Raw genomic sequence first — 20,342 nt, 5'->3', positions numbered from 1 at the left:
ATGGCTATTAATTTGATTACTGGAAATATGGGGAGTGCAAAAACGCTTTATGGTATTACTGAAGTTATTAGAATTCAAAAAGAATCTATTAAAAATGGAAAACCTAGAAAGGTTTATTATTCTAATATTATTAGGTTTGATCAATCTCATTCCTTATATTCCGATGTTTCAGAATGGATCCCTTTAAGTTTTAAAGAAATAACAGATATTTATGTTACACGTGAACAATTGTTAAGTGGTGAAACTAAATTAAATCTTGATTGGTTTGAAAATGGCTCCCTATTATTAATTGATGAAGCTCACATTCTTTATCCTCAAAAACACCACTCCGCTAAACGTTCTGAGCATGACGAATGGCTAACTCATTCAAGACATTCAGCAATTGATATCTATTTATTAACTCAATCCCCAACTTTTGTTGATTCTAAAGTCCGTGATATTGTTCAAACCCATAGGCACTTTACAAGACTTGCAAATTTAGAAGTTTCTAATTATTTAGAAAGTAAAGATAAGACTTTAGATAAGACTGAAGATTCAGCAAAAACAGGAGGGCAATTTAAGTTTCCTAAAGAATACTATGGTCTATATGAATCTTCTGTTGAGCACACTCAAAACAGAACTTTTACAAATCACCTCAAAGAATTACCTCTAAAAATAAAAGTTTTAGGCCTTGCAATACCCATTTCAATTTTTACGATTGTTTACCTTTTATACGGCTTACTTAACCCTGATACACCTGAACCTAAAGAAAGCCCCACTCATTCAATTGAACATAAAGAGCAACCTAATATAGCCCCTTCATTATCCTTTATGGGGGGCAAAGATGGCGAAGATGAACCCCATATTTATTTGGCATCAATCATCAAATCAAAAGATGTTGAGTTAGTCCTTTTTAATTATGTTAATCCCGATTCAACAAAAATTACCCTTACTTATCAAGACTTAATAGATATAGGCTTTAATTTAAAAAAAATTAGTGATGGTGTTTATACCGTAGATAACAACGTTATAACGTATTCACCTAAAGAATTTGAAGGTACGAAAAAAAATGAAAAAGATAATTAAAATTTTACTGTTATTAACAATATCAATTAATGCACATTCTGAAGGATTAAAGACTAATTACGAAAATGTACCAGTTTCTAGGCTTGTACCTATAATTTCAGACTTAACACAAAAATCTTTTACTTACTCACCCGATGTTTCAGATATTTCTATATCTTTATCTGTACCCAATGACAAATCAATAAATGAAACTTACGCTTTATTTAAAGACGCTTTAAGAGCATCGGGTTTAAAGGTTTATGAAGATTCTAATAATTTAGTAACAATTGTAAATCAAGACAATGAATCTTATTATTCTGCACCTGGCCATTTTAAAACCTTCATTATTTACTTACGTAATGCCAAAACAAAAGATGTTCAATCCGCCTTATCTCATTTAATTTCTTATGAAGGTTCTATTCAATCTGTTGGTGATCACTTAATTTTAATTACTGATACACAAGAAAACTTTAATACTCTTAATTCTATTATTAAGAAAATTGATTTAGACAGAGATGAATCAATTGTCACCGAGATACTTACGCTTAATAACGTTAAACCCTCTTTAATTAAACCCGTTGATGGTGTCACGATTGAACCTTATGACACCCTCCATAGGCTTCAAATAACAGGCAAAAAAAGCTTAATTCACACTTTTACTAAAAACGTCTATTCCCTAGATCAAAGTCTTAAAACGCTATCGGTAAAAATGCTCATAACTTCCGTTACAAAATCAAAAGACAAAGAATTTAATATTGTTCCTATTCTTTCTAATGGTGCTGTTCAATTAACCGGTACAGGCTTTGCCATTAATACAATTAAGGAGTTTACTTCTGGAATCAGTTTTCTTTTTAACTTTTTAAAATCAAAGCAAGATGTAACTATCCATAGTCAGCCCTTTATACAGCTATTAGAGGGTGAACAAGCATCTTTTAATGTTGGTCGGGAAGTACCTATTAGAACTAGCCAAATAGTCCAAGAAACTGGCCAAATAATAGATAACATAGAGCGTAAAAAAGTGGGCCTATCTGTTGAAGTATCTGCAACTGTTAGGCCTGACAATCTAATTTATTTAACACTCAATCAGAATTTTAGTTCAATTTCAGAAACTCAACTATCAACCGTTAGTGACATCATTACAGATGATCAAAGCCTATCTACTACTCTGTTGGTTTCTCCAGGTACTGTATACGCTGTTGGAGGGATTATTGATAAACGAAAAACTAACTCAGATTCAGATTTAGCTTTCTTTGATATTCCTATTTCTTCTAATGATTCTGATCTTTCTCAAGAAATTTACATTTTTTTACAAGTTGATGCAATTGCACCAAAGCCAATGTAACGCCGACGCAGTCGGTGTACATGGCTTGCGTCTTTGTAACACGCATTAACAAAAATACATAAATAAGAATAATTATTATTTGGAAATAAAAAATGACAAGACAAAAATATATTTTATCTGATAGAAAATCATTAAATTCTGAAACGGGACGTTTTGAAAATAATGATCATGGTTTTTATTTTAATAATGAATGTACCCCAAGAAACGAACCAGCCGATTTAACCAATTTTGAAATACTCCATACAGGAGTTGATACTTTAGAACCTAAATTCAAAGGCCTTTTAAAGCCTGAAATTGTTAATCAATTGTTTGTTGAAACCCAAATAGATGATTATTACGGCACAAAAAAAGAAGTTTTTAATGAATACCCTCGTAAAGTTATTTCATTAAATGGCTTAAAGTTTCGTTTTCATCGTGCCCCTTTCGATTCTGGTTACCGCTATCAACTTCAAAATGAATCTGTTGGCATTCTTATCTTTTTCGGCTATTTAAGTGACACACAATGGCTTATAGAGCAAACAGGACTTAAAATTAAGCTTTCACCCCAATTAATTTATAATGAAGGTTTACCTCGCTGTGCTGAAATAACAGACGATTTCGCAAATTTCTTTTTTGATAACTTTGAATATGCAGGTTTAAGGGGTGATTTATGCATGGACGTGCAAGGCTGGGAACCTGAGAGAGATTTTCTTTATAATTTACGCACTCGTTCACGTGTAAAGCGTGCTATTCCTTCGGCTGGCTCTTCAGAGGGTTTTATAGACCTCACAAAAACCGAATTAGATCATTCTGACATAGCTATCCGTTATGATCATGAAAAGTCCTTTCTAATTGGTAAACAAGGGGTTCAAACTCGTATTTACAGCAAGCTTGAAGAGTCAAAAAGGAGTAATAAATTTAAGTTTTGGGATTCTGTTTACAGCCAACATTTATGTTTTGATAAATCTAAAGATGTATTTAGGATAGAAGGCTCTTTTCCTTCCAATGTTCTTTTAAAATTGGGATTACCCGCAAAAGGCGGGGCAACTATTTCACATGAAATTAAATCAATCGCCGATTTTATACCTCACATACCCTCTTTGTGGCGTCATATGCTCTATGAACAATGCCGTTATGTTTACCCCGATTCAAAAGTTATTCGCCCCGAATGGCAATATTTAGCTGAATCGCCTTTTATGAACATAGAAGATGAAAAATATCAATATCAACGTTTAAGAGTTACTCATTCTGGCAATGATTCAGACCGTAACATTGCTCAATTATTAGGTCATTTAGCTTCTTATTGTGCAAAAGAAGACGTACCTAATGAAAAAATAGAAGAAATGCTCTATTCATTTCCTCAAATATCCGTTATTAACAAATATTTCAGGGAGAAAGGTCAGGATTCTGAGCAATGGATAAACGCATTTATTGAAAAGGTTGATGATAGAAGATTAGATCTAGCCCCTATCTATGAAACTCCTTTCAAAAATATTAAAAGTAAGTATCCCCAATCTTTAACCAAACCTGATGATGATTATATTCCAGGTTGGGAATAATTTTAAAAGGCTAAATTATGTTTAAACGTAAATTATTAAAAATTCTTGAAAAAAATGGTTCTGTTTCATTCACTGAATTTTTTAAAAATAAAGATGGTACCTTAAATAAAAATTACCTATCATCTCTTCAGCAAATTCAGTATGACAATATTGTTTCTTTATACTCCTCTCGTTTCGAAGCTGAAAAACATATGCTTTTTGTATTAGATTTCTTTGGTGATGATTTTGAAATTGTACATACTGAAAAAGAAAATCAAATCATTCTTAATTTTGATAAAACAACATTAAGGTCTTGATTATGTCTTTATTATCTTTTGAATCTTTAAGTGACTGGGTTGGTTATAAACGACCTTCAGACGTTGTTAAATTTCTTGATTCTATCGGTGTTGGTTATTTTTTAGATAGGCACAAACGTCCTATTACTACTACTGAAGCCTTAAATATAAATTTAGTTAAGAATAAAATTCAAAATGAAAATGAATGGGAAAAAGGTTTTGATTAATTGTAAAAACCCGCCTAAATATTGTTATTTTAGACATGGCCGTTGGGTTTATGTAGATTACAAAACAGGCCAAAAAATGAAAGAGTTCCCTTTAAGAGATGGTAGAAAACTTTTAAGAGAAGATTGCCCTTGTTCTGTAATCCATTCAATTGTTGAATCTATTGGTGAAACTCCTAGTGATACTATTACATTTCTGCTAGATCGCTATTTAAAATCGGATTATGTTCAAGGTTTATCACTATCAACTAATAAAGGTTACAGCTATTACTATCAGACTTTAACTAATATGCCAATGAAGAATGGTAAAACATTCGGTGATATGCCCTACGAGCTTGTAACTCCTGGAATTATTAGGTTATATTTTGATAAAAGATTAACTCAAGGCGTTACTACTGGGGCGAATCGTGAAATTGAATTATTAAGTGCTGCTTTTAACTGGTCTAAAGAGCGTGATTTAGCAACAAAAAACCCTTGTTTAGGTGTTAAGCATATTAAAGAAACAGCAAAAAAAGTTTATATTTCAGATTTTCAGTATTCTAAATTACTTGAACTCACAAAAAATACACCTTTATACTATGCCATTGAAATAACTTATTTATGTCGTGCTCGTGGTGCTGAAGCTTGGAATTTAACACTTTCTGACATCGATTTAGATAAAGGTGTATTTATTGAGCGAACAAAAGGTAGTTTGCCTGAATGGACTATTTTCACTCCACGATTAAAAGAAATTATTGAATCTGCTTTATCATTAAGAGAAGAAACTTTAACAGGCCTGGTAAATCAAGGGCATGTTGTTTTAAAAACAGATCATTTACTTTTAACCAAGTGGGGAAAACCTTATTCTAAAAATGCTCGTGATTCAGCTTGGCAACGTGTTTATACAAAAATGGTTTATTTGGGTTACGCTTCTATGGATAAAGATAAACGTTTTAGTTTTCACGATTTAAAAGCTAAAGGCGTTAGTGATCACGAACTCAATGAATCAGGTCATAAAAGTGAAAAAGCTAAGGCTGTATATTTAAGAAAAGTTAAGGAAGTTAAGGCTACCAAATAGTTTTTTTGGTATTTCTTTTGGTAAACAATAAAAAAGGCCTGTAACGAAAAACGCTACAAGCCTTTATATATATGGTGCGCCCGAAGGGAGTCGAACCCCTAACCGCTCGGTTCGTAGCCGAGTACTCTATCCAATTGAGCTACGGGCGCTTGGTTTGTTGAGGCGTATTATAGAGTGAATTTGCTAAGAGTCAACTCTTAATTTAATACAATTTTTCAACAAGTAGAAATGGCGGAGACGGAGGGATTCGAACCCTCGATAGAGCTACAAACCCTATACTCCCTTAGCAGGGGAGCGCCTTCAGCCTCTCGGCCACGTCTCCAATTTCTGTGGCGTATAATACAAGGTTAATGCTTTGTTGTAAACGAAGAATTGGCTTTTTTTGGTATTATTTATTTATCAATTTTAAATAGACGTTTGATTAGTTGAAACCAAGGGAATATTAATTGGATATTTGATTATTTAGACAACGTTTTTACAAACATCTATTTATCTACATACCAAGTAAATATACAACCTAACCTATCGCTTTATCATCACGAGAATCTAAAGTTTTATCCTCTTCGGACTTTAGTAACAATTCTGCACGATGAATAGGCACATCAACTGGTGCATCTATTCCTATGCGTACTTGACCACCTTTAACTGCCAATATCGTTAACTTGATATTATCACCAATGATCAGAGACTCGTTTTCCTTGCGAGTAAGCACCAGCATCATTATTCCCATAATATAACTAATCGAATTCTTAGTATAAAACTTTTATGACTTACGCATAATTAGTTATATTTATATCCATTCATTAGTATTTATAAAAACTTTTTATGGCTACATAAATAAATATCAATTTAGACGCCAAAAAAAACCTGCAAAAGCAGGCTTTAAGTAATAAATAATACTTGGATTTTATTTATCTAATTCAAAAGCTTCATGCAAAGATTGAACAGCAAGCTCTAAATTAGGCTCATCAATGACTACAGATATTTTAATTTCTGTTGTGCCAATCATTTGAATATTAATATTGTTATCCGCTAATGTTTTAAACATTTTACTGGCTATTCCCGCATGTGATTTCATACCAACACCTACCATTGAAATTTTAACAATACTATCATCAGACAAAATTTCACGAGCACCTAGTTTCAAAGAAATGCTTTGCAAGAGTTCAAGCGCAGTTTCCATATCATTACGGCTAACGGTAAAGGTAAAGTCAGTTGTACCATCAATACCTTGGTTTTGGATAATCATATCAATTTCAATATTTGCATCTGAAATAGGCCCAAGAATTTGAAAGGCGACACCGGGTTTATCTGGTACACCTAAAATCATCAATTTTGCCTCATCTCGGCTAAAAGCAATCCCTGAAATGAGTGGCTTTTCCATATCATTGTCCTTAAATTTATCTTCTAAAGTAATTAGAGTTCCACCGCCCTCTTTCATAGAGGACAAAACTCTTAACGGTACATTATATTTGCTGGCAAATTCTACCGAACGAATCTGTAAAACTTTTGCTCCTAAACTGGCGAGTTCAAGCATTTCATCATAGGTAACGGTATCTAAACGTTTGGCTTCTGGTACAACACGAGGATCGGTTGTGTAAACCCCATCAACATCAGTGTAAATTTGGCATTCATCAGCATTTAAAGCCGCCGCCAAAGCCACCGCAGTTGTGTCAGACCCACCACGACCTAGCGTAGTAATATCACCTTCTATTGAAATCCCTTGAAAACCGGCAACAACAACGACTTTACCTTGACTTAGCTGGCCTAAAATTTTAGTACCGTCAATCTTATCAATTCTGGCCTTTGAATAAGATTCATCGGTTTGAATGGGTACTTGCCACCCTGTATAAGAGACAGCAGGACAACTCAAATCTTGTAATGCCATACTTAATAAAGCAATAGTGACTTGCTCACCCGTTGTTAACAATACATCCATTTCACGTTTAGAAGGACGAGATTGCATCTCTTTGGCTAATGCCGTTAAACGGTTGGTTTCACCACTCATGGCAGAAACAACCACCACAATTTGATTGCCTTCGCTAACCGATTTAGCCACTTGTTTGGCTACGTGTTGGATTCGTTCTACGTTTCCAACAGAGGTACCGCCAAATTTTTGAACAATTAATGCCATTTTTTATTTTTCTTACTTAAAGAGCCACTGACTCTAGAATTTATATTATTTTGATTCTGCCCACGCTTGTACAGAGGCTAATGCTTCTGCAAGTTTGCTTGGATCTTTACCACCAGCTTGCGCCATATCAGGACGCCCGCCCCCTTTACCACCAACTTGCTGAGCAACATGATTAACTAACTCGCCCGCTTTAAATGTGCCTGTCACTTCTTTAGAAACACCGGCTACTAAAGACACTTTGTCACCATCAACCGCTGCTAAAACAATGGCGGCTGGTGCAAGTTTATCTTTTAATTTATCAAGTGTTTCACGTAATGTATTAACATCAGCACCTTCAAGTTGAGCAGCAAGAATATTCACCTCACCCACTTTTACAGCTTGGTTCGCTAAGTCATCCCCTTGAGAAGATGCCATTTTTGATTGCATTTGTTTAAACTGTTTTTCGAGCTCTTTGTGATCAGCAACCAACTGTGCGACTTTGGTTTCAACTTGGTGTTTATCAGATTTAACGGATGTAGCAATATTTAATAAGGTTTTATCATCTTCATAAATTGCTGCCCAAGCACCTTCGCCTGTTACCGCTTCAATACGACGAACGCCTGAGGCAATCCCTGTTTCAGAAAGTAATCTAAATGGACCAATTTGCCCCGTTGAACAGACGTGTGTACCACCACAAAGTTCAACCGAGAAGTCCCCCATATCAACGACTCGAACAATATCACCATACTTCTCACCAAACAGAGCCATTGCCCCTTTTTCTTTGGCCGATTCAATATCCATTTCATTGGTGCCAACTGGGTTATTAAGCATGATATTTTTATTGACTAACTTTTCAATTTCTAATAATTGTTCAGGCTTAATTGGCTCAAAGTGAGAAAAGTCAAAACGTAAACGATCAGGGGTAACTAAAGAGCCTTTTTGTTGAACATGCGTTCCTAAAGTTTCTCTTAAAGCAGCATGTAATAAATGTGTTGCCGAATGGTTACGTTCTGAAGAGCGACGACCGTCAACATCAATTTGTGAATGCAGAATTTGCCCAACAGAAAGCGTACCCGCTGTCACATTCCCCATATGCAAAAATGTTTTAGATTGTTTTTGAACATTATCAATATGAAAACTATTCATACCTTCAGTCAAACTACCTGTATCACCAACTTGTCCACCCGACTCGGCATAGAAAGGAGTCTTATCAAGAATTACAATCGCCTGAGTGCCTTCAGTAATGGTATCAACTGAAGTACCATCAACAAAAATAGCCATTATTGTTGAATCAGCATCATCATGGTTATAACCTACAAACTGAGTTTCACCAGAGTAGTCTATTTTACCTGCCGATTGCGCACCAAAATTACTGGCCGAACGTGCACGTTCACGTTGTGCTTCCATTGATTTTTCAAAACCAGCTTCATCTACCGTTAGGCCTTTTTCTCGCGCAACGTCAGCGGTTAAATCAAGTGGAAAACCATAAGTATCATAAAGTTTAAAAGCAATTTCACCATCAATGGTTTGCCCTTGCATGGTTGAAATATACTCTTCTAGTAACTTCATTCCATTTTCAAGTGTTTCAGCAAAACGCTCTTCTTCTAACTTTAACGCACGTTCTACATTTGCTTGTTCTTTGACTAATTCTGGGTAAGCTTCACCCATCTGCTCAACCAATACAGGCACTAATTTATAGAAAAAGGCATCGTTCATTCCTAACTTATAACCATGACGAATGGCACGACGAATAATACGGCGCAATACATAACCACGCCCTTCGTTTGAAGGTAAAACACCATCTACAATAGTAAAGGCGCAAGAACGGATATGATCGGCAATCACTCGTAAAGAGTTATGCGTTAGATCTTTTTGATTGGCTAAACGAGCAACTTCTTTAACAATCGCTTGAAACAGATCAATATCGTAGTTGTTATGTACGTTCTGCATGACCGCAGCTAAACGCTCTAAGCCCATACCTGTATCAACGGATGGTTTTGGAAGCGGTGTTAAAGTACCGTCTGACGCACGGTCAAACTGCATAAAGACTAGGTTCCAAATTTCGATATAACGATCACCGTCTTCGTCTGGAGACCCCGGAGGCCCACCAGCAACATCAGCGCCATGATCATAAAAGATTTCAGTACAAGGTCCGCAAGGTCCAGTATCGCCCATTTGCCAAAAGTTGTCTTTTGCACCACAACGAGAAAAACGTTGTGAGCTAATCCCCATCTCTTTTAACCAAATATCTGCGGTTTCGTCATCTTCTTCAAAAACGGTTACCCACAGTTTTTCTTCAGGTAGCTTTAACTCTTTTGTTAAAAAGTCCCAAGCAAACTTGATGGCTTCTTGCTTAAAATAATCACCAAAACTAAAGTTACCCAACATTTCAAAAAACGTATGGTGACGTGCGGTATAACCTACATTTTCTAAGTCATTGTGTTTACCACCAGCACGAATACAACGTTGCACACTGGTTGCACGTGTATAGTCGCGTTGTTCTTGACCAAGAAACGTCTCTTTAAACTGAACCATTCCAGCGTTGGTAAATAACAACGTAGGATCATTACCAGGCACAACGGGACTTGAATGAACGGCTGTGTGGTTTTGCTTAACGAAATAATCTAGAAAAGCTTTTCTGAGTTCGGCACTCGTCATAATGAAAATAACCTTAAATATAATAAATTTTGTAATTCTGTTTGATTCAGTCTTTGTAAACTAAAATCGACTTATTTTTAGATTTTAATTTTGTACGTTTTAACGAAACGCTTTCCAAATCGTACTAGGAGCAAACCCACGACTTTGTAAAAAACGCATTCGTTTGGCTTGCTCTTTTTGTTCTGTTGGCTTTTTACAATCACCGTATTTTTTTTCTAACGCTTGTTGAGCCAGTTCTGCCCAATCGGATTCATCCCAATCTAAAGCGGCAGAAATCAAATTATTGTCATAACAAGTTTGTTGTAATTTTTGCCTAATTTTTTGCGGGCCATGCCCTTTATTAACGTAATTACGTACAGCTTGTTCAACATAACGCTCATCGCTTTGCCAGCCATTTTTTTGGCAAAGTTTTAAAACATCGGCCACCATCCAATTTACCAGGCCTGGTTGCTCGCCATATTCGGCTAGTAACTCTGGGGTTTCTGGTATTTTGGTTAATAACTTTTGTTTTAACTCTTTAGAACCATGCTCTCGCATTGCAAGCAAAGCAACCGCTTTGGCCTCAATTTTTTTAGCTAACTCATCCAGTGTTTTAACTTGATGGTTTAAAGAATCAGGATTTAAAAAATCTGGCTCCCTGAAAGCAGAATGCGGACTAGGTTCTACACCTAAATCCGCGCCTGATTTCATATTCAATTCAGCTAAAAATTCTTCTGCACTTTTCAAGTTATCTCCTAGAGATTAATCAAGAAAATTATTCAGCCTCGTCTTCAGCAGCCGCTTTAACTTTTGGCTGTGGCATAGTCGCTATTTTAATTTTATCCATTAATTCAGCGGCAATTTCAGGGTTTTCAATTAAGTATTGACGTACGTTGTCTTTACCTTGCCCAATTTTGGCGCCATTGTAGGCATACCAAGAACCTGATTTATCAATGAATTTTTCTTTAACACCTAAATCAATGATTTCACCTTCGCGTGAAATACCTTGGCCATAAAGAATGTCAAATTCAACCTGTTTAAATGGCGGTGAAACTTTGTTTTTAACCACTTTAACACGCGTTTCGTTACCTAGAATTTCATCCCCTTTTTTAATGGCACCAATACGACGAATATCTAAACGAACAGACGCATAAAACTTAAGTGCATTACCACCGGTTGTGGTTTCTGGGTTACCAAACATTACCCCAATTTTCATACGAATTTGGTTAATGAAAATAACTAAGGTGTTTGTACGTTTAATATTGGCGGTTAACTTACGCAAAGCTTGTGACATTAAACGCGCTTGAAGCCCCATATGAGAATCACCCATATCACCTTCAATCTCAGCTTTTGGCGTTAAAGCGGCAACAGAATCCACTACCACCACATCTACAGCACCAGAACGTACTAATGAATCTGTAATTTCTAATGCTTGCTCACCCGTATCTGGCTGAGAAACCAATAAGTTATCCACATCTACACCCAGTTTTTCAGCATAGATTGGATCTAAAGCGTGTTCAGCATCAATAAAAGCTGCTGTTCCACCCATTTTTTGCATCTCTGCAATAACATGTAATGTTAATGTCGTTTTACCTGAAGATTCTGGACCATAAATTTCAACTACTCGACCTTTTGGTAATCCGCCTATGCCCAACGCCATATCAAGCCCTAAAGAACCTGTCGAAACCGCTTCAATATCACGTGGTACAGTGCTGTCACCCATACGCATGATAGAACCTTTACCAAATTGCTTTTCAATTTGGCCTAGTGCTGCTGTCAGTGCTTTTTGCTTATTTTCATCCATTTGATGCTTTTCCTTTTTGGTTTCGGCGTTGGATTTGATATTTCTATTACTTATTCTATTTTTCAATAAAAACCCCTTGTTTGTCGCGCTTTCATTTTTAACAACAAGCTACGCTCATTGCAAAACAAAATAGCCTCTAAAAACAAAGGGTTAAAATATTCATAACTTTTTTTAATTGCGTATAACAATGCTTAGCCAGGGAGTCATTTAAGATAACTCAACCGTTCAGCCCTCAACGTAAAATCAGTTTAAAAGTTAAACTAAAGTTCAAACCGAAATTTGAGCGCTAAATTATCCCATAATTTATTATTAAATCCTAGTCAAACTCGCGAGATATCAATAGATATTAAAAGATAATTTACGTTTTGAGAGTGAAAGGTAAAACAAATTAAACCTAAGTTAAACTAACACGCTTCTTTACCGTCTTTTATTGTCTTGTCTACAAATAAACAGATCTTAGTTTAATAACTTCATAATTCCCATTAATGCTACTTCGGTTGTTTTTTCACGCACGGCTTGACGATCGCCCTCAAAGTGACAAAGTTGCGAGACAACATCTTGCTGTCCTTGCACTGCCCAAGCCAACCAAACAGTGCCAACGGGCTTATCTTCAGAACCCCCTCCTGGGCCGGCAATACCGCTACAAGCCACACTCACTTTTGCATGCGATTGCTGTAATGCGCCTAAAGCCATCTCTTCAACACACTCTTGGCTTACCGCGCCATTTTTTTGTAAAGTAATTTCTTTTACGCCAAGCATTTCACGCTTAGATTCATAACTATATGTAATATAGGCTCTATCAAACCAGGCGGTACTGCCAGCAATAGAAGTTAATGACTCTGCAATCATGCCTCCCGTACATGATTCTGCTGTCACCACCATAGCATCATACTCAGCCAAAGCTTGTCCTACTTGCGAAACCAACAATTCAAACTTCACAAAATCACTCCTCGTTGCTTACAAACCTAATAATAGAGGCCTTTTAATAAACTCTCTGTTAAATAATACAGATATTTTTAGTACAATTTTTCAATGCTTTTTATAATGCACTTGCATACCTAATTAATAAGCCATAGCATACCTCTTTTTAACGGCTATTAAAATTCTAAAAACAGACACCCAAAACTCACTATGACAAAACCCACGCACACCCCAATGATGCAACAGTTCTTAGCGATTAAAGAACAACACCCAAATCATCTTCTGTTTTATCGAATGGGGGATTTTTATGAACTGTTTTTTGATGATGCAAAAAAAGCATCAGAACTCTTAGAAATTACCCTAACTGCACGCGGAAAATCAGGTGGCAATCCAATTCCTATGGCGGGTATTCCACATCATTCTGCAGAGGGCTATTTAGCCAAACTCGTTAAATTAGGTGTATCGGTCGCCATTTGTGAGCAAATCGGTGACCCTGCCACCAGCAAAGGGCCAGTAGAACGTAAAGTGGTACGCGTGATTACACCTGGTACTTTGGTTGAAGAAGCGCTATTAGAAGACAGACATGAAAACTTATTAGTTACCATTACTCAACAAGAACAGCACTACGGCATTGCCTATTTAGAAGTGTCTAGCGGTCGTTTTGAAACTGCACAACTTGAGTCTATTAACCAACTTTTATCGGAAGTTGAGCGCCTAAAACCTTCAGAACTATTAGTGCCAGATGATGACCATTTTAGAGAACAGTTACCTGAGAATATTTTAAATTTACCAGGCCTGGTAAGATATCCAAGCTGGCATTTTGATGTCGCCAGCTGTCGTAAACGATTAATTAGCCATTTTAAAACGCAAGATTTAGTGGCTTACGGTTGCAATAATCACCCTGCTTCAATCAGTGCCTCTGGTGTTATTTTGCATTATGCCCAAAGCATGTTGCAAAGCGATTTAACTTATATCTCTAGCTTACACAGCTATCAAACCACCGACACTTTGGTGTTAGACGCCATTAGCCGCCGTAACTTAGAAATAGATACCAATTTAAGTGGTGGCACCAATAATACCCTAGCCGCAATTTTAGATAACACCGCCACCGCAATGGGCAGCCGATTATTAAAACGCTGGCTTAACCAACCGTTACGCAATCGCGACATTATTAACCAGCGTTTAGACGCCATTGAAATCATTCTTGCTAAACATCAAGACGACGATTTACGCACAACCCTAAAACAAGTGGGTGATATGGAACGTATTTTAAGCCGTGTGGCTTTACGCTCTGCTCGTCCTCGCGATTGTTTACATATTGGCCGTACACTCAATGCCCTGCCTGAGTTTCAATCGCAATTAGAGCACCTGCAAGATTCTGCAAAATTGACCGAACTGGCTCAACGCATGAGCACCTTTCCAGAACTCGCTGAATTATTAGATAAGGCACTGGTAGAAAACCCACCGATGTTAATTCGTGATGGTGGCGTGATTGCTGAAGGCTTTGATACCGAGCTCGATGAACTGCGTAACTTAAAAAATGAAGCGGGTGATTATTTACTGGCTTTAGAACAACGTGAAAAAGAACGTTCGGGAATACAAGGTTTAAAGGTCGGCTATAACCGAGTACATGGTTATTACATAGAAATCAGCAAACTGCACAGTGACCAAGTACCCGCTGACTATATTCGCAGGCAAACCTTAAAAGGCCAAGAGCGTTATATTATTCCTGAACTTAAAACCTTTGAAGACAAAATATTAAGTGCGGGTGAAAAAGCGTTATCAAGAGAAAAATGGCTTTATCAAGAACTGTTAGAAACCTTAAACACTCAACTTGCTCAACTGCAAGCGTGCGCCAGTGCGCTGTCTGAATTAGATGTATTAGTCAATTTAGCGCAACAGGCCGAACGTTTAAATTTAACACGCCCCGTTTTAACCGATTTACCAGGCCTGGTCATTGAGCAAGGCCGCCATTTAACGGTTGAAGCGGTATCCAGTGAACCCTTTATTCCTAACGATGCCTTATTTAACGATGATCGCCAACTGCATATTATTACTGGGCCAAATATGGGCGGTAAATCCACCTATATGCGCCAAACGGCGTTAATTACTTTAATGGCATTTATGGGTAGTTATGTACCAGCAGACCACGCAGAACTTGGGCCAATTGACCGAATTTTTACCCGCATTGGCGCATCCGATGACTTAACATCTGGGCGCTCTACCTTTATGGTTGAGATGACTGAAACCGCTAATATTTTGCATCATGCTAGCCAAAATTCCTTAATATTAATGGATGAAGTTGGCCGTGGAACCTCTACATTTGATGGACTCGCCTTGGCGTGGGCTATTGCCGAACACCTGGCACAAAATGTGAAAGGTTTCTGCTTATTTGCCACGCATTATTTTGAGTTAACCACCTTGGCCGAACAGTTTAAAAACACCGTTAATGTGCATTTAGATGCCATAGAACACCAAGACAGCATTGTGTTTTTACACCAAGTACAAGATGGCCCGGCTTCACAAAGCTACGGTTTACAAGTTGCCGCTTTAGCGGGTGTGCCACAAAATGTTATTCAGTTAGCACAACAGCGCCTTATGCAATTGGAAAACCAAGCGGTGAATCAAAAAACAACCGCACAACCTTCGCAAGCCGCCGAACCTATACAACAGTTTGATATGTTTAGCTACCAAGCCAATCCTGCGTTAGAAAAAGTAGAGCAACTTCTGCAAGATATTGACCCAAATGAACTGACCCCTCGCATGGCTTTAGATGCGATTTACAGCTTAAAATCAACGCTAAAAAACACACAATAAAACCACTGAATAGATCACAATAGATTATAGAATAATAAGGAACAGCTCATGGCAGAAGCGATGATTATTGATATTACATTAAATAATGTCCAAGAAATGGTAATGCAAAATTCGCATCAACTACCGGTCTTAGTCAGTTTTTGGTCGCCACTTAATGAAAAAAGTAAACTCGCAAATACCATCTTGGAAAAACTTGCCCATGAATTTGCAGGTAAGTTTATTTTGGCCAAAATCAATACTGGCCAACAAACCGATTTAACCGCCAAATTAGGTTCGCCTAACCCGCCCTTTTACAAACTCATTAAAAATGGTGATATAGCGACTGAATACGAAGGCCTGTTAAGTGAAGACGCTTATCGTTCTATGCTTAATAACTTTATTCAAGACGACCCTTCTGAAATCATGCGCAAACAAGCAAACCAAGCGTTTGCCGATGGCGAATTTGACCAAGCGGTACAAATGCTGGGTGAAGCGGCTAAACTTAATGCAAACAACTTTCAAATACACTTAGATTTAGTACAAATGTATTTACATACAGGCCATTTAGAAAATGCCAAAAACCTATTTTATAAATTACCTGAAGAAGCGCAAAAAGACCCTAAAGGTAAAGAGTTGGATGGTATTTTGTATTTTTCAGAAGCCGTTGCCAATTCACCAGATATACAAACATTGCAAGCAACCTTGGCAGAAAACCCAAATGACTGCGTTGCGCTGCACTTTTTAGCAGGCCTGTTAATGTTAAATGGTCAAGCAGAAAATGCTTTACAAACGCTTTTAAAACTCTTTAGCATTGACCGCAGTTTTGAAGACGGGTTACCACAAAAATCGATTATAAAAGCCTTTGAAATGCTTACTGCAAAAGCCCCTGAATTGGTTACAATGTACCGCAGAAAGTTTCAAAGCCTTTTATATTAAAACTTTACATAAAATAATAAAAAAAGAACTAAAAAAACATAACCTAGAGGAGCATTATCATGCTAAAAAACACTGAAAATAGTTACGGCTTAATTTCTCGTGCCAACCACTGGCTAAGCGCTATTTTATTCATTGGCCTAATCGCTCTCGGCTTGTATATGAGTGATTTAGAAAAAAGCCCTGCAAAATTTGAATTATATGACCTACATAAATCACTAGGAATTGGTGTTTTTATGCTCATTATTTTGCGTTTAATCTGGTTAAAAATCAGCCCAAACCCAGAACAGCTTTCAAAAAATAAATTTGAGCACATCCTTGGGCACGCCGTAAAAGGTATTTTATATCTAGCCCTAATTATGATGCCGCTTTCTGGTTGGATAATGTCAAACTCAGGCGGTCATGACGTAGCGTTTTTTAACTTATTTACCCTACCTAATTTTGTAGGTGAAAACGATACCATTCATGAAATCTCCGAAACCTTTCATGGTCTTGCTGGAAAAATAATGATTGCCGTTATCTTATTACATTTTGCAGGTGCTTTAAAACACCACTTTGTTTACAAAGATTCAACCCTATTACGCATGCTAGGCATTAACAAACAAAAAGACTGAACTTATGAGCTTCTATCCCATCAATAAAAAAATGCTAAAAAACCTGGTTGGTTTAGGTGTTGCCGGCAATTTTGCTGGCCACCTTGAACAAGCCGGTGAAACGCCTGACTTTGAAAATGTGCAAACTAAGACAGCCGACTCACCCAAGGGGCTTTTCCCTTACTACGTCTTAGATTCCAACAAACAGTTAGGCCAATACCCTCTTTCATCAACAGAGATTCACTACCCTAAAGACCTAGAAGATAATGCTCACCTTCAAGCTGAACCTGAAGTTTGTATATTGTTTAACGTCACCTACGATGAAGGGCAAGTAACCCATTTAACACCCAAAGCGTTTGCAGCCTTTAATGATTGCTCTATACGTAAACCCGGTGCCAAAAAAATTAGTGATAAAAAGAATTGGGGGCCTTCAACCAAAGGCGTTTCAGAAGATTTTATTGAATTGAATAGTTTTGAACCAGGCTGTGAACTCGACACGTTTAGAATTGCCTCTTTTTTAAAACGTGAAGGCCTAATTCACGCTTATGGTAAAGACAGTTCGGTACTGAGCTACTCTTATTTTCATGAAAAACTTAACGACTGGATGATTGATAAAATCAACACTCAACAAGATTTTGGACCTTTAGAAAACTTACATCAAATTTTGCAACAATCCGGGTATCCGCAAAGCATTATGATTAGCTTAGGCGCAACCGCCTATACGGAGTTTGGTGAACAAGTATTTTTGCAACCTGGCGACGAAATAGCCATCTACGTTTACGATGCTGCTCAAAACAGTGCCGAAGATGTTTTTGCAAACCTAATTGGTGAACAAACCCCATTGATTAATAGCTCAATTCTTAAACAAACCATTGTTTAAGAATAATAGGAAACATGATGTCTAACCAAACGAATGAATCCATTATTAATAGCGTTAATCAATGGTTAGACCAAGTTGTCATTGGTTTAAACTTATGCCCATTTGCCTCTAAACCTTTTAGAGACAAACAAATTCGCTTGTCCATCTCGCAAAGTACCAGTGATGCCAACTTGCTAGAAGACTTGCAAACAGAGCTTAATTTACTGGCCGAAAGCAAACCAGAAAACATTGAAACCACCTTATTAATTGTACCCAAAATGCTGGCCGATTTTTACGACTACAATGATTTTTTAGAATACGTTGACGCCCTAATTGAAGACAACGAGTGGGAAGGCACGTTTCAAGTCGCCACCTTTCACCCAAACTATCAGTTTGGCGGCACAGAGCCAGAAGATGCAGAAAACCTAACCAACCGAGCCCCCTACCCAATTTTGCATTTATTGCGTGAAGAAAGCCTAGAAAAAGCCATCCAACACTACCCAAATCCTGAGCTCATTCCAGAACACAATATTGAAACGGTTTGCGGTCTAAGCCAAGAACAAAAAGCGGCTTTGTTTCCTTATTTATATAAATAAAACAATATTACTAATATTTCAATTACTGTGAGAATTTAATTTATGTCAAATTCATTAAACGCTTTTAACTCCGCAATATCAGATGCAAAAGAACTTATAGAATGTTACGACTACTTAAATAAAGATGAAAACTTTAAAGGCTCTGATGCTCTCAAAAGGTCAGCACTAATAATGGCATTAACAGCATGGGAAACTTATGTAGAAGATGTGGTTATTGAATTATTTGAATTAAAATTCGGTGTTTTACGAGGCTCTCAAATAGGTAGTTTTATGGAAAAGCAACTCGAAATCAAATTAAAGACCTTTCATAATCCAAATTCAGCCAAAACTAAACAAATATTTGAAGAGTTTTTTGGTTTTGATGTAACTAAATATTGGGAGTGGGATAATTTCAATCCGCCTTCCGCTAGAGAACAATTGAACAAATGGATAAGCAAACGTGGAGATGCCGTTCATCGTGCTCAAATTGATAATACTCAACCTCATATAGTAAAAAGAGAAGATCTAGATAAATGCGTTAGGTTTTTCGTAAATATTGTACGAACAACAGATAAAGCTCTCAATTTATAAATACGTCAATACGATTAAGCACATTTAATAAGGTAGCTTTCAGAAATGAACAGTAAATAATACTGTGTTTATTTACCAGACCTACTCATGTTAAACTCGCTTAAATTATCTTTTGTTAAAAAGACAGTCTAAACTTCATTTTTCATGATTTACCAGGCCTGGTAAATCTATTTTATTTGGCTGATGTAGCAATCATTTTCTGGTAACTAGCACCTAAAACCATACCAAAAATAAGATGTAGAATTAATGTCATTACAGGTGCCATCATGCCCATATTAACGGCAAATAAACCTTGTCCCATCATTGGCATAATAACAACCATCATCATTAACCATCCTAATAAACCTAATACCATGCCTTTTTTTAGACCACAATTAAATGGTATTTTATTAAACAATAAAGCCATTAATACACCATAACCAGCACCTATTACAAAGTGCATAATCCAACCCATTTGCATTGAGCCATCCATTTGCTGAGATAACATGGCTATAATATTTAATTCAGGCATTACCTGCATTTTTGCCTTAATCACCATCATGATTGAAAGTACAATCGTCGCAATAATTCCCGCTAAAATTCCTTTTAAAATATTCATTTTCATGTTCCTTTTTATTTTGAGACCTTTGCACGAGTGAGGTGCGTGGAAAATGCGATAACATTTAGGTGAGTTTTAGCCGTTTTTAACCGTGGTTTGACTCGTGCAAAGGTTTCATTTTGTTTACACGCTTTTCAAAAAAGCGTTGTATTTTTAAGTTCCTCATATAGTAGACCCGCCTATTTTTTAAAATCTTCCCTAATCAAAAATATTCCTAAATACATTTAACTCAAATTTTCATTTCAATGAATCCATTATTAATAGCGTTAATCAATGGTTAGACCAGGTTGTCATTAGTTTAAACTTATGCTCTTCTTCCTCTAAACCTTTTAAAGATAAACAGATTCACTTATCGGTTTCTTACAGCACTACCGATACAAATTTACTAGAAGACCTGCAAACTGAACTTAATTTATTTGTATTGGTCTAATAAAAACGGACA

20 protein-coding genes and 2 tRNA genes are annotated in these 20,342 nt (G+C 36.7%); 13 read left to right on the top strand and 9 right to left on the bottom strand.

Going from position 1 to position 20,342, the window contains the following annotated elements:
• The 6 genes from ACYQ0E_RS03935 (at window position 1) to ACYQ0E_RS03910 (ending at window position 5,480) form a co-directional block, all read left to right on the top strand.
• Window positions 1-1,065 carry a zonular occludens toxin domain-containing protein gene (locus ACYQ0E_RS03935; protein WP_460186944.1) on the top strand — a complete coding sequence of 355 codons (1,065 nt, stop codon included), beginning with the start codon at window positions 1-3 and terminating at the stop codon, window positions 1,063-1,065.
• Window positions 1,049-2,386, top strand: a complete 1,338-nt coding sequence (locus ACYQ0E_RS03930) for a type II secretion system protein GspD (protein WP_460186943.1) — start codon at window positions 1,049-1,051, stop codon at window positions 2,384-2,386. Before ACYQ0E_RS03935 ends, ACYQ0E_RS03930 begins: the two co-directional genes overlap by 17 nt.
• Window positions 2,387-2,478: 92 nt before the next feature.
• Complete coding sequence (locus ACYQ0E_RS03925; RefSeq protein WP_460186942.1) at window positions 2,479-3,924, top strand: hypothetical protein; 1,446 nt, start codon at window positions 2,479-2,481, stop codon at window positions 3,922-3,924.
• 17 nt (window positions 3,925-3,941) lie between these two features.
• Window positions 3,942-4,220, top strand: coding sequence for a hypothetical protein (locus ACYQ0E_RS03920; protein ID WP_460186941.1), 279 nt, complete (start codon window positions 3,942-3,944; stop codon window positions 4,218-4,220).
• A 2-nt stretch (window positions 4,221-4,222) separates the two neighbouring features.
• Window positions 4,223-4,426 carry a hypothetical protein gene (locus ACYQ0E_RS03915; protein ID WP_460186940.1) on the top strand — a complete coding sequence of 68 codons (204 nt, stop codon included), beginning with the start codon at window positions 4,223-4,225 and terminating at the stop codon, window positions 4,424-4,426.
• The gene (locus ACYQ0E_RS03910) at window positions 4,419-5,480 is read left to right on the top strand and encodes a site-specific integrase (RefSeq protein ID WP_460186939.1); all 1,062 of its coding nucleotides are present in this window, start codon (window positions 4,419-4,421) and stop codon (window positions 5,478-5,480) included. The genes ACYQ0E_RS03915 and ACYQ0E_RS03910 overlap by 8 nt, the downstream gene beginning before the upstream one ends.
• 72 nt (window positions 5,481-5,552) lie before the next feature.
• On the opposite strand, the gene ACYQ0E_RS03905 is transcribed toward ACYQ0E_RS03910, so the two are convergent.
• The 8 genes from ACYQ0E_RS03905 to ACYQ0E_RS03870 form a co-directional block, all read right to left on the bottom strand.
• A tRNA-Arg gene (locus ACYQ0E_RS03905) sits at window positions 5,553-5,629 on the bottom strand.
• An 80-nt stretch (window positions 5,630-5,709) separates the two neighbouring features.
• Window positions 5,710-5,802: transfer RNA gene (locus tag ACYQ0E_RS03900), tRNA-Ser, on the bottom strand.
• A gap of 195 nt (window positions 5,803-5,997) precedes the next feature.
• On the bottom strand, window positions 5,998-6,198 hold the full coding sequence (gene csrA, locus ACYQ0E_RS03895; protein WP_460188694.1) for a carbon storage regulator CsrA: 201 nt from the start codon (window positions 6,196-6,198) through the stop codon (window positions 5,998-6,000).
• 189 nt (window positions 6,199-6,387) lie between these two features.
• The gene (locus ACYQ0E_RS03890; protein ID WP_460186938.1) at window positions 6,388-7,614 is read right to left on the bottom strand and encodes an aspartate kinase; all 1,227 of its coding nucleotides are present in this window, start codon (window positions 7,612-7,614) and stop codon (window positions 6,388-6,390) included.
• A gap of 45 nt (window positions 7,615-7,659) precedes the next feature.
• Window positions 7,660-10,251: an alanine--tRNA ligase gene (alaS, locus tag ACYQ0E_RS03885; protein ID WP_460186937.1), complete on the bottom strand. Its 2,592-nt coding sequence runs from the start codon at window positions 10,249-10,251 to the stop codon at window positions 7,660-7,662.
• Window positions 10,252-10,350: 99 nt separating this feature from the next.
• Window positions 10,351-10,977: a regulatory protein RecX gene (locus ACYQ0E_RS03880; protein WP_460186936.1), complete on the bottom strand. Its 627-nt coding sequence runs from the start codon at window positions 10,975-10,977 to the stop codon at window positions 10,351-10,353.
• A gap of 28 nt (window positions 10,978-11,005) precedes the next feature.
• Window positions 11,006-12,034, bottom strand: coding sequence for a recombinase RecA (gene recA, locus ACYQ0E_RS03875; RefSeq protein ID WP_460186935.1), 1,029 nt, complete (start codon window positions 12,032-12,034; stop codon window positions 11,006-11,008).
• 456 nt (window positions 12,035-12,490) lie between these two features.
• The gene (locus ACYQ0E_RS03870; protein WP_460186934.1) at window positions 12,491-12,973 is read right to left on the bottom strand and encodes a CinA family protein; all 483 of its coding nucleotides are present in this window, start codon (window positions 12,971-12,973) and stop codon (window positions 12,491-12,493) included.
• Window positions 12,974-13,165: 192 nt separating this feature from the next.
• Here ACYQ0E_RS03870 and mutS point away from each other — a divergent pair, with 192 nt between their 5' ends.
• From mutS to ACYQ0E_RS03840, 6 genes are read left to right on the top strand one after another with little or no spacing between them, the layout of a single operon-like run.
• Entirely contained in the window at window positions 13,166-15,772 is a 2,607-nt protein-coding gene (mutS, locus tag ACYQ0E_RS03865) for a DNA mismatch repair protein MutS (protein ID WP_460186933.1), read from the top strand.
• A gap of 48 nt (window positions 15,773-15,820) precedes the next feature.
• Window positions 15,821-16,687, top strand: a complete 867-nt coding sequence (locus ACYQ0E_RS03860) for a tetratricopeptide repeat protein (protein WP_460186932.1) — start codon at window positions 15,821-15,823, stop codon at window positions 16,685-16,687.
• 59 nt (window positions 16,688-16,746) lie between these two features.
• The gene (locus tag ACYQ0E_RS03855) at window positions 16,747-17,298 is read left to right on the top strand and encodes a cytochrome b (RefSeq protein ID WP_460186931.1); all 552 of its coding nucleotides are present in this window, start codon (window positions 16,747-16,749) and stop codon (window positions 17,296-17,298) included.
• Between the two features lie 4 nt (window positions 17,299-17,302).
• Window positions 17,303-18,157, top strand: a complete 855-nt coding sequence (locus ACYQ0E_RS03850; protein WP_460186930.1) for a DUF5718 family protein — start codon at window positions 17,303-17,305, stop codon at window positions 18,155-18,157.
• Between the two features lie 17 nt (window positions 18,158-18,174).
• Window positions 18,175-18,732, top strand: a complete 558-nt coding sequence (locus ACYQ0E_RS03845; RefSeq protein WP_460186929.1) for a DUF1415 domain-containing protein — start codon at window positions 18,175-18,177, stop codon at window positions 18,730-18,732.
• A gap of 42 nt (window positions 18,733-18,774) precedes the next feature.
• Complete coding sequence (locus ACYQ0E_RS03840) at window positions 18,775-19,302, top strand: HEPN domain-containing protein (RefSeq protein WP_460186928.1); 528 nt, start codon at window positions 18,775-18,777, stop codon at window positions 19,300-19,302.
• Window positions 19,303-19,474: 172 nt separating this feature from the next.
• Here ACYQ0E_RS03840 and ACYQ0E_RS03835 read toward each other — a convergent pair whose 3' ends face one another.
• Window positions 19,475-19,900, bottom strand: coding sequence for a DUF6789 family protein (locus ACYQ0E_RS03835; protein ID WP_460186927.1), 426 nt, complete (start codon window positions 19,898-19,900; stop codon window positions 19,475-19,477).
• A gap of 208 nt (window positions 19,901-20,108) precedes the next feature.
• Between ACYQ0E_RS03835 and ACYQ0E_RS03830 the strand changes: the two genes are divergently transcribed.
• Entirely contained in the window at window positions 20,109-20,330 is a 222-nt protein-coding gene (locus ACYQ0E_RS03830) for a DUF1415 family protein (protein WP_460188693.1), read from the top strand.
• Window positions 20,331-20,342 lie beyond the last annotated feature (12 nt).

The sequence above is a fragment of the Thiomicrorhabdus hydrogeniphila genome (genome assembly GCF_054656895.1).
The sequence above is the reverse complement of the archived record's forward strand: the minus strand, read 5'-3'. Positions and strand labels throughout refer to the sequence as shown.

Bases quoted from the DNA above. Each gene is read 5' to 3' on its own strand.
- ACYQ0E_RS03935 (WP_460186944.1), top strand. From the start codon at position 1: ATGGCTATTAATTTGATTACTGGAAATATGGGGAGTGCAAAAACGCTT.
- ACYQ0E_RS03930 (WP_460186943.1), top strand. From the start codon at position 1,049: ATGAAAAAGATAATTAAAATTTTACTGTTATTAACAATATCAATTAAT.
- ACYQ0E_RS03925 (WP_460186942.1), top strand. From the start codon at position 2,479: ATGACAAGACAAAAATATATTTTATCTGATAGAAAATCATTAAATTCT.
- ACYQ0E_RS03920 (WP_460186941.1), top strand. From the start codon at position 3,942: ATGTTTAAACGTAAATTATTAAAAATTCTTGAAAAAAATGGTTCTGTT.
- ACYQ0E_RS03915 (WP_460186940.1), top strand. From the start codon at position 4,223: ATGTCTTTATTATCTTTTGAATCTTTAAGTGACTGGGTTGGTTATAAA.
- csrA (WP_460188694.1), bottom strand. From the start codon at position 6,198: ATGCTGGTGCTTACTCGCAAGGAAAACGAGTCTCTGATCATTGGTGAT.
- ACYQ0E_RS03890 (WP_460186938.1), bottom strand. From the start codon at position 7,614: ATGGCATTAATTGTTCAAAAATTTGGCGGTACCTCTGTTGGAAACGTA.
- alaS (WP_460186937.1), bottom strand. From the start codon at position 10,251: ATGACGAGTGCCGAACTCAGAAAAGCTTTTCTAGATTATTTCGTTAAG.
- recA (WP_460186935.1), bottom strand. From the start codon at position 12,034: ATGGATGAAAATAAGCAAAAAGCACTGACAGCAGCACTAGGCCAAATT.
- mutS (WP_460186933.1), top strand. From the start codon at position 13,166: ATGACAAAACCCACGCACACCCCAATGATGCAACAGTTCTTAGCGATT.
- ACYQ0E_RS03860 (WP_460186932.1), top strand. From the start codon at position 15,821: ATGGCAGAAGCGATGATTATTGATATTACATTAAATAATGTCCAAGAA.
- ACYQ0E_RS03855 (WP_460186931.1), top strand. From the start codon at position 16,747: ATGCTAAAAAACACTGAAAATAGTTACGGCTTAATTTCTCGTGCCAAC.
- ACYQ0E_RS03850 (WP_460186930.1), top strand. From the start codon at position 17,303: ATGAGCTTCTATCCCATCAATAAAAAAATGCTAAAAAACCTGGTTGGT.
- ACYQ0E_RS03845 (WP_460186929.1), top strand. From the start codon at position 18,175: ATGTCTAACCAAACGAATGAATCCATTATTAATAGCGTTAATCAATGG.
- ACYQ0E_RS03840 (WP_460186928.1), top strand. From the start codon at position 18,775: ATGTCAAATTCATTAAACGCTTTTAACTCCGCAATATCAGATGCAAAA.
- ACYQ0E_RS03835 (WP_460186927.1), bottom strand. From the start codon at position 19,900: ATGAATATTTTAAAAGGAATTTTAGCGGGAATTATTGCGACGATTGTA.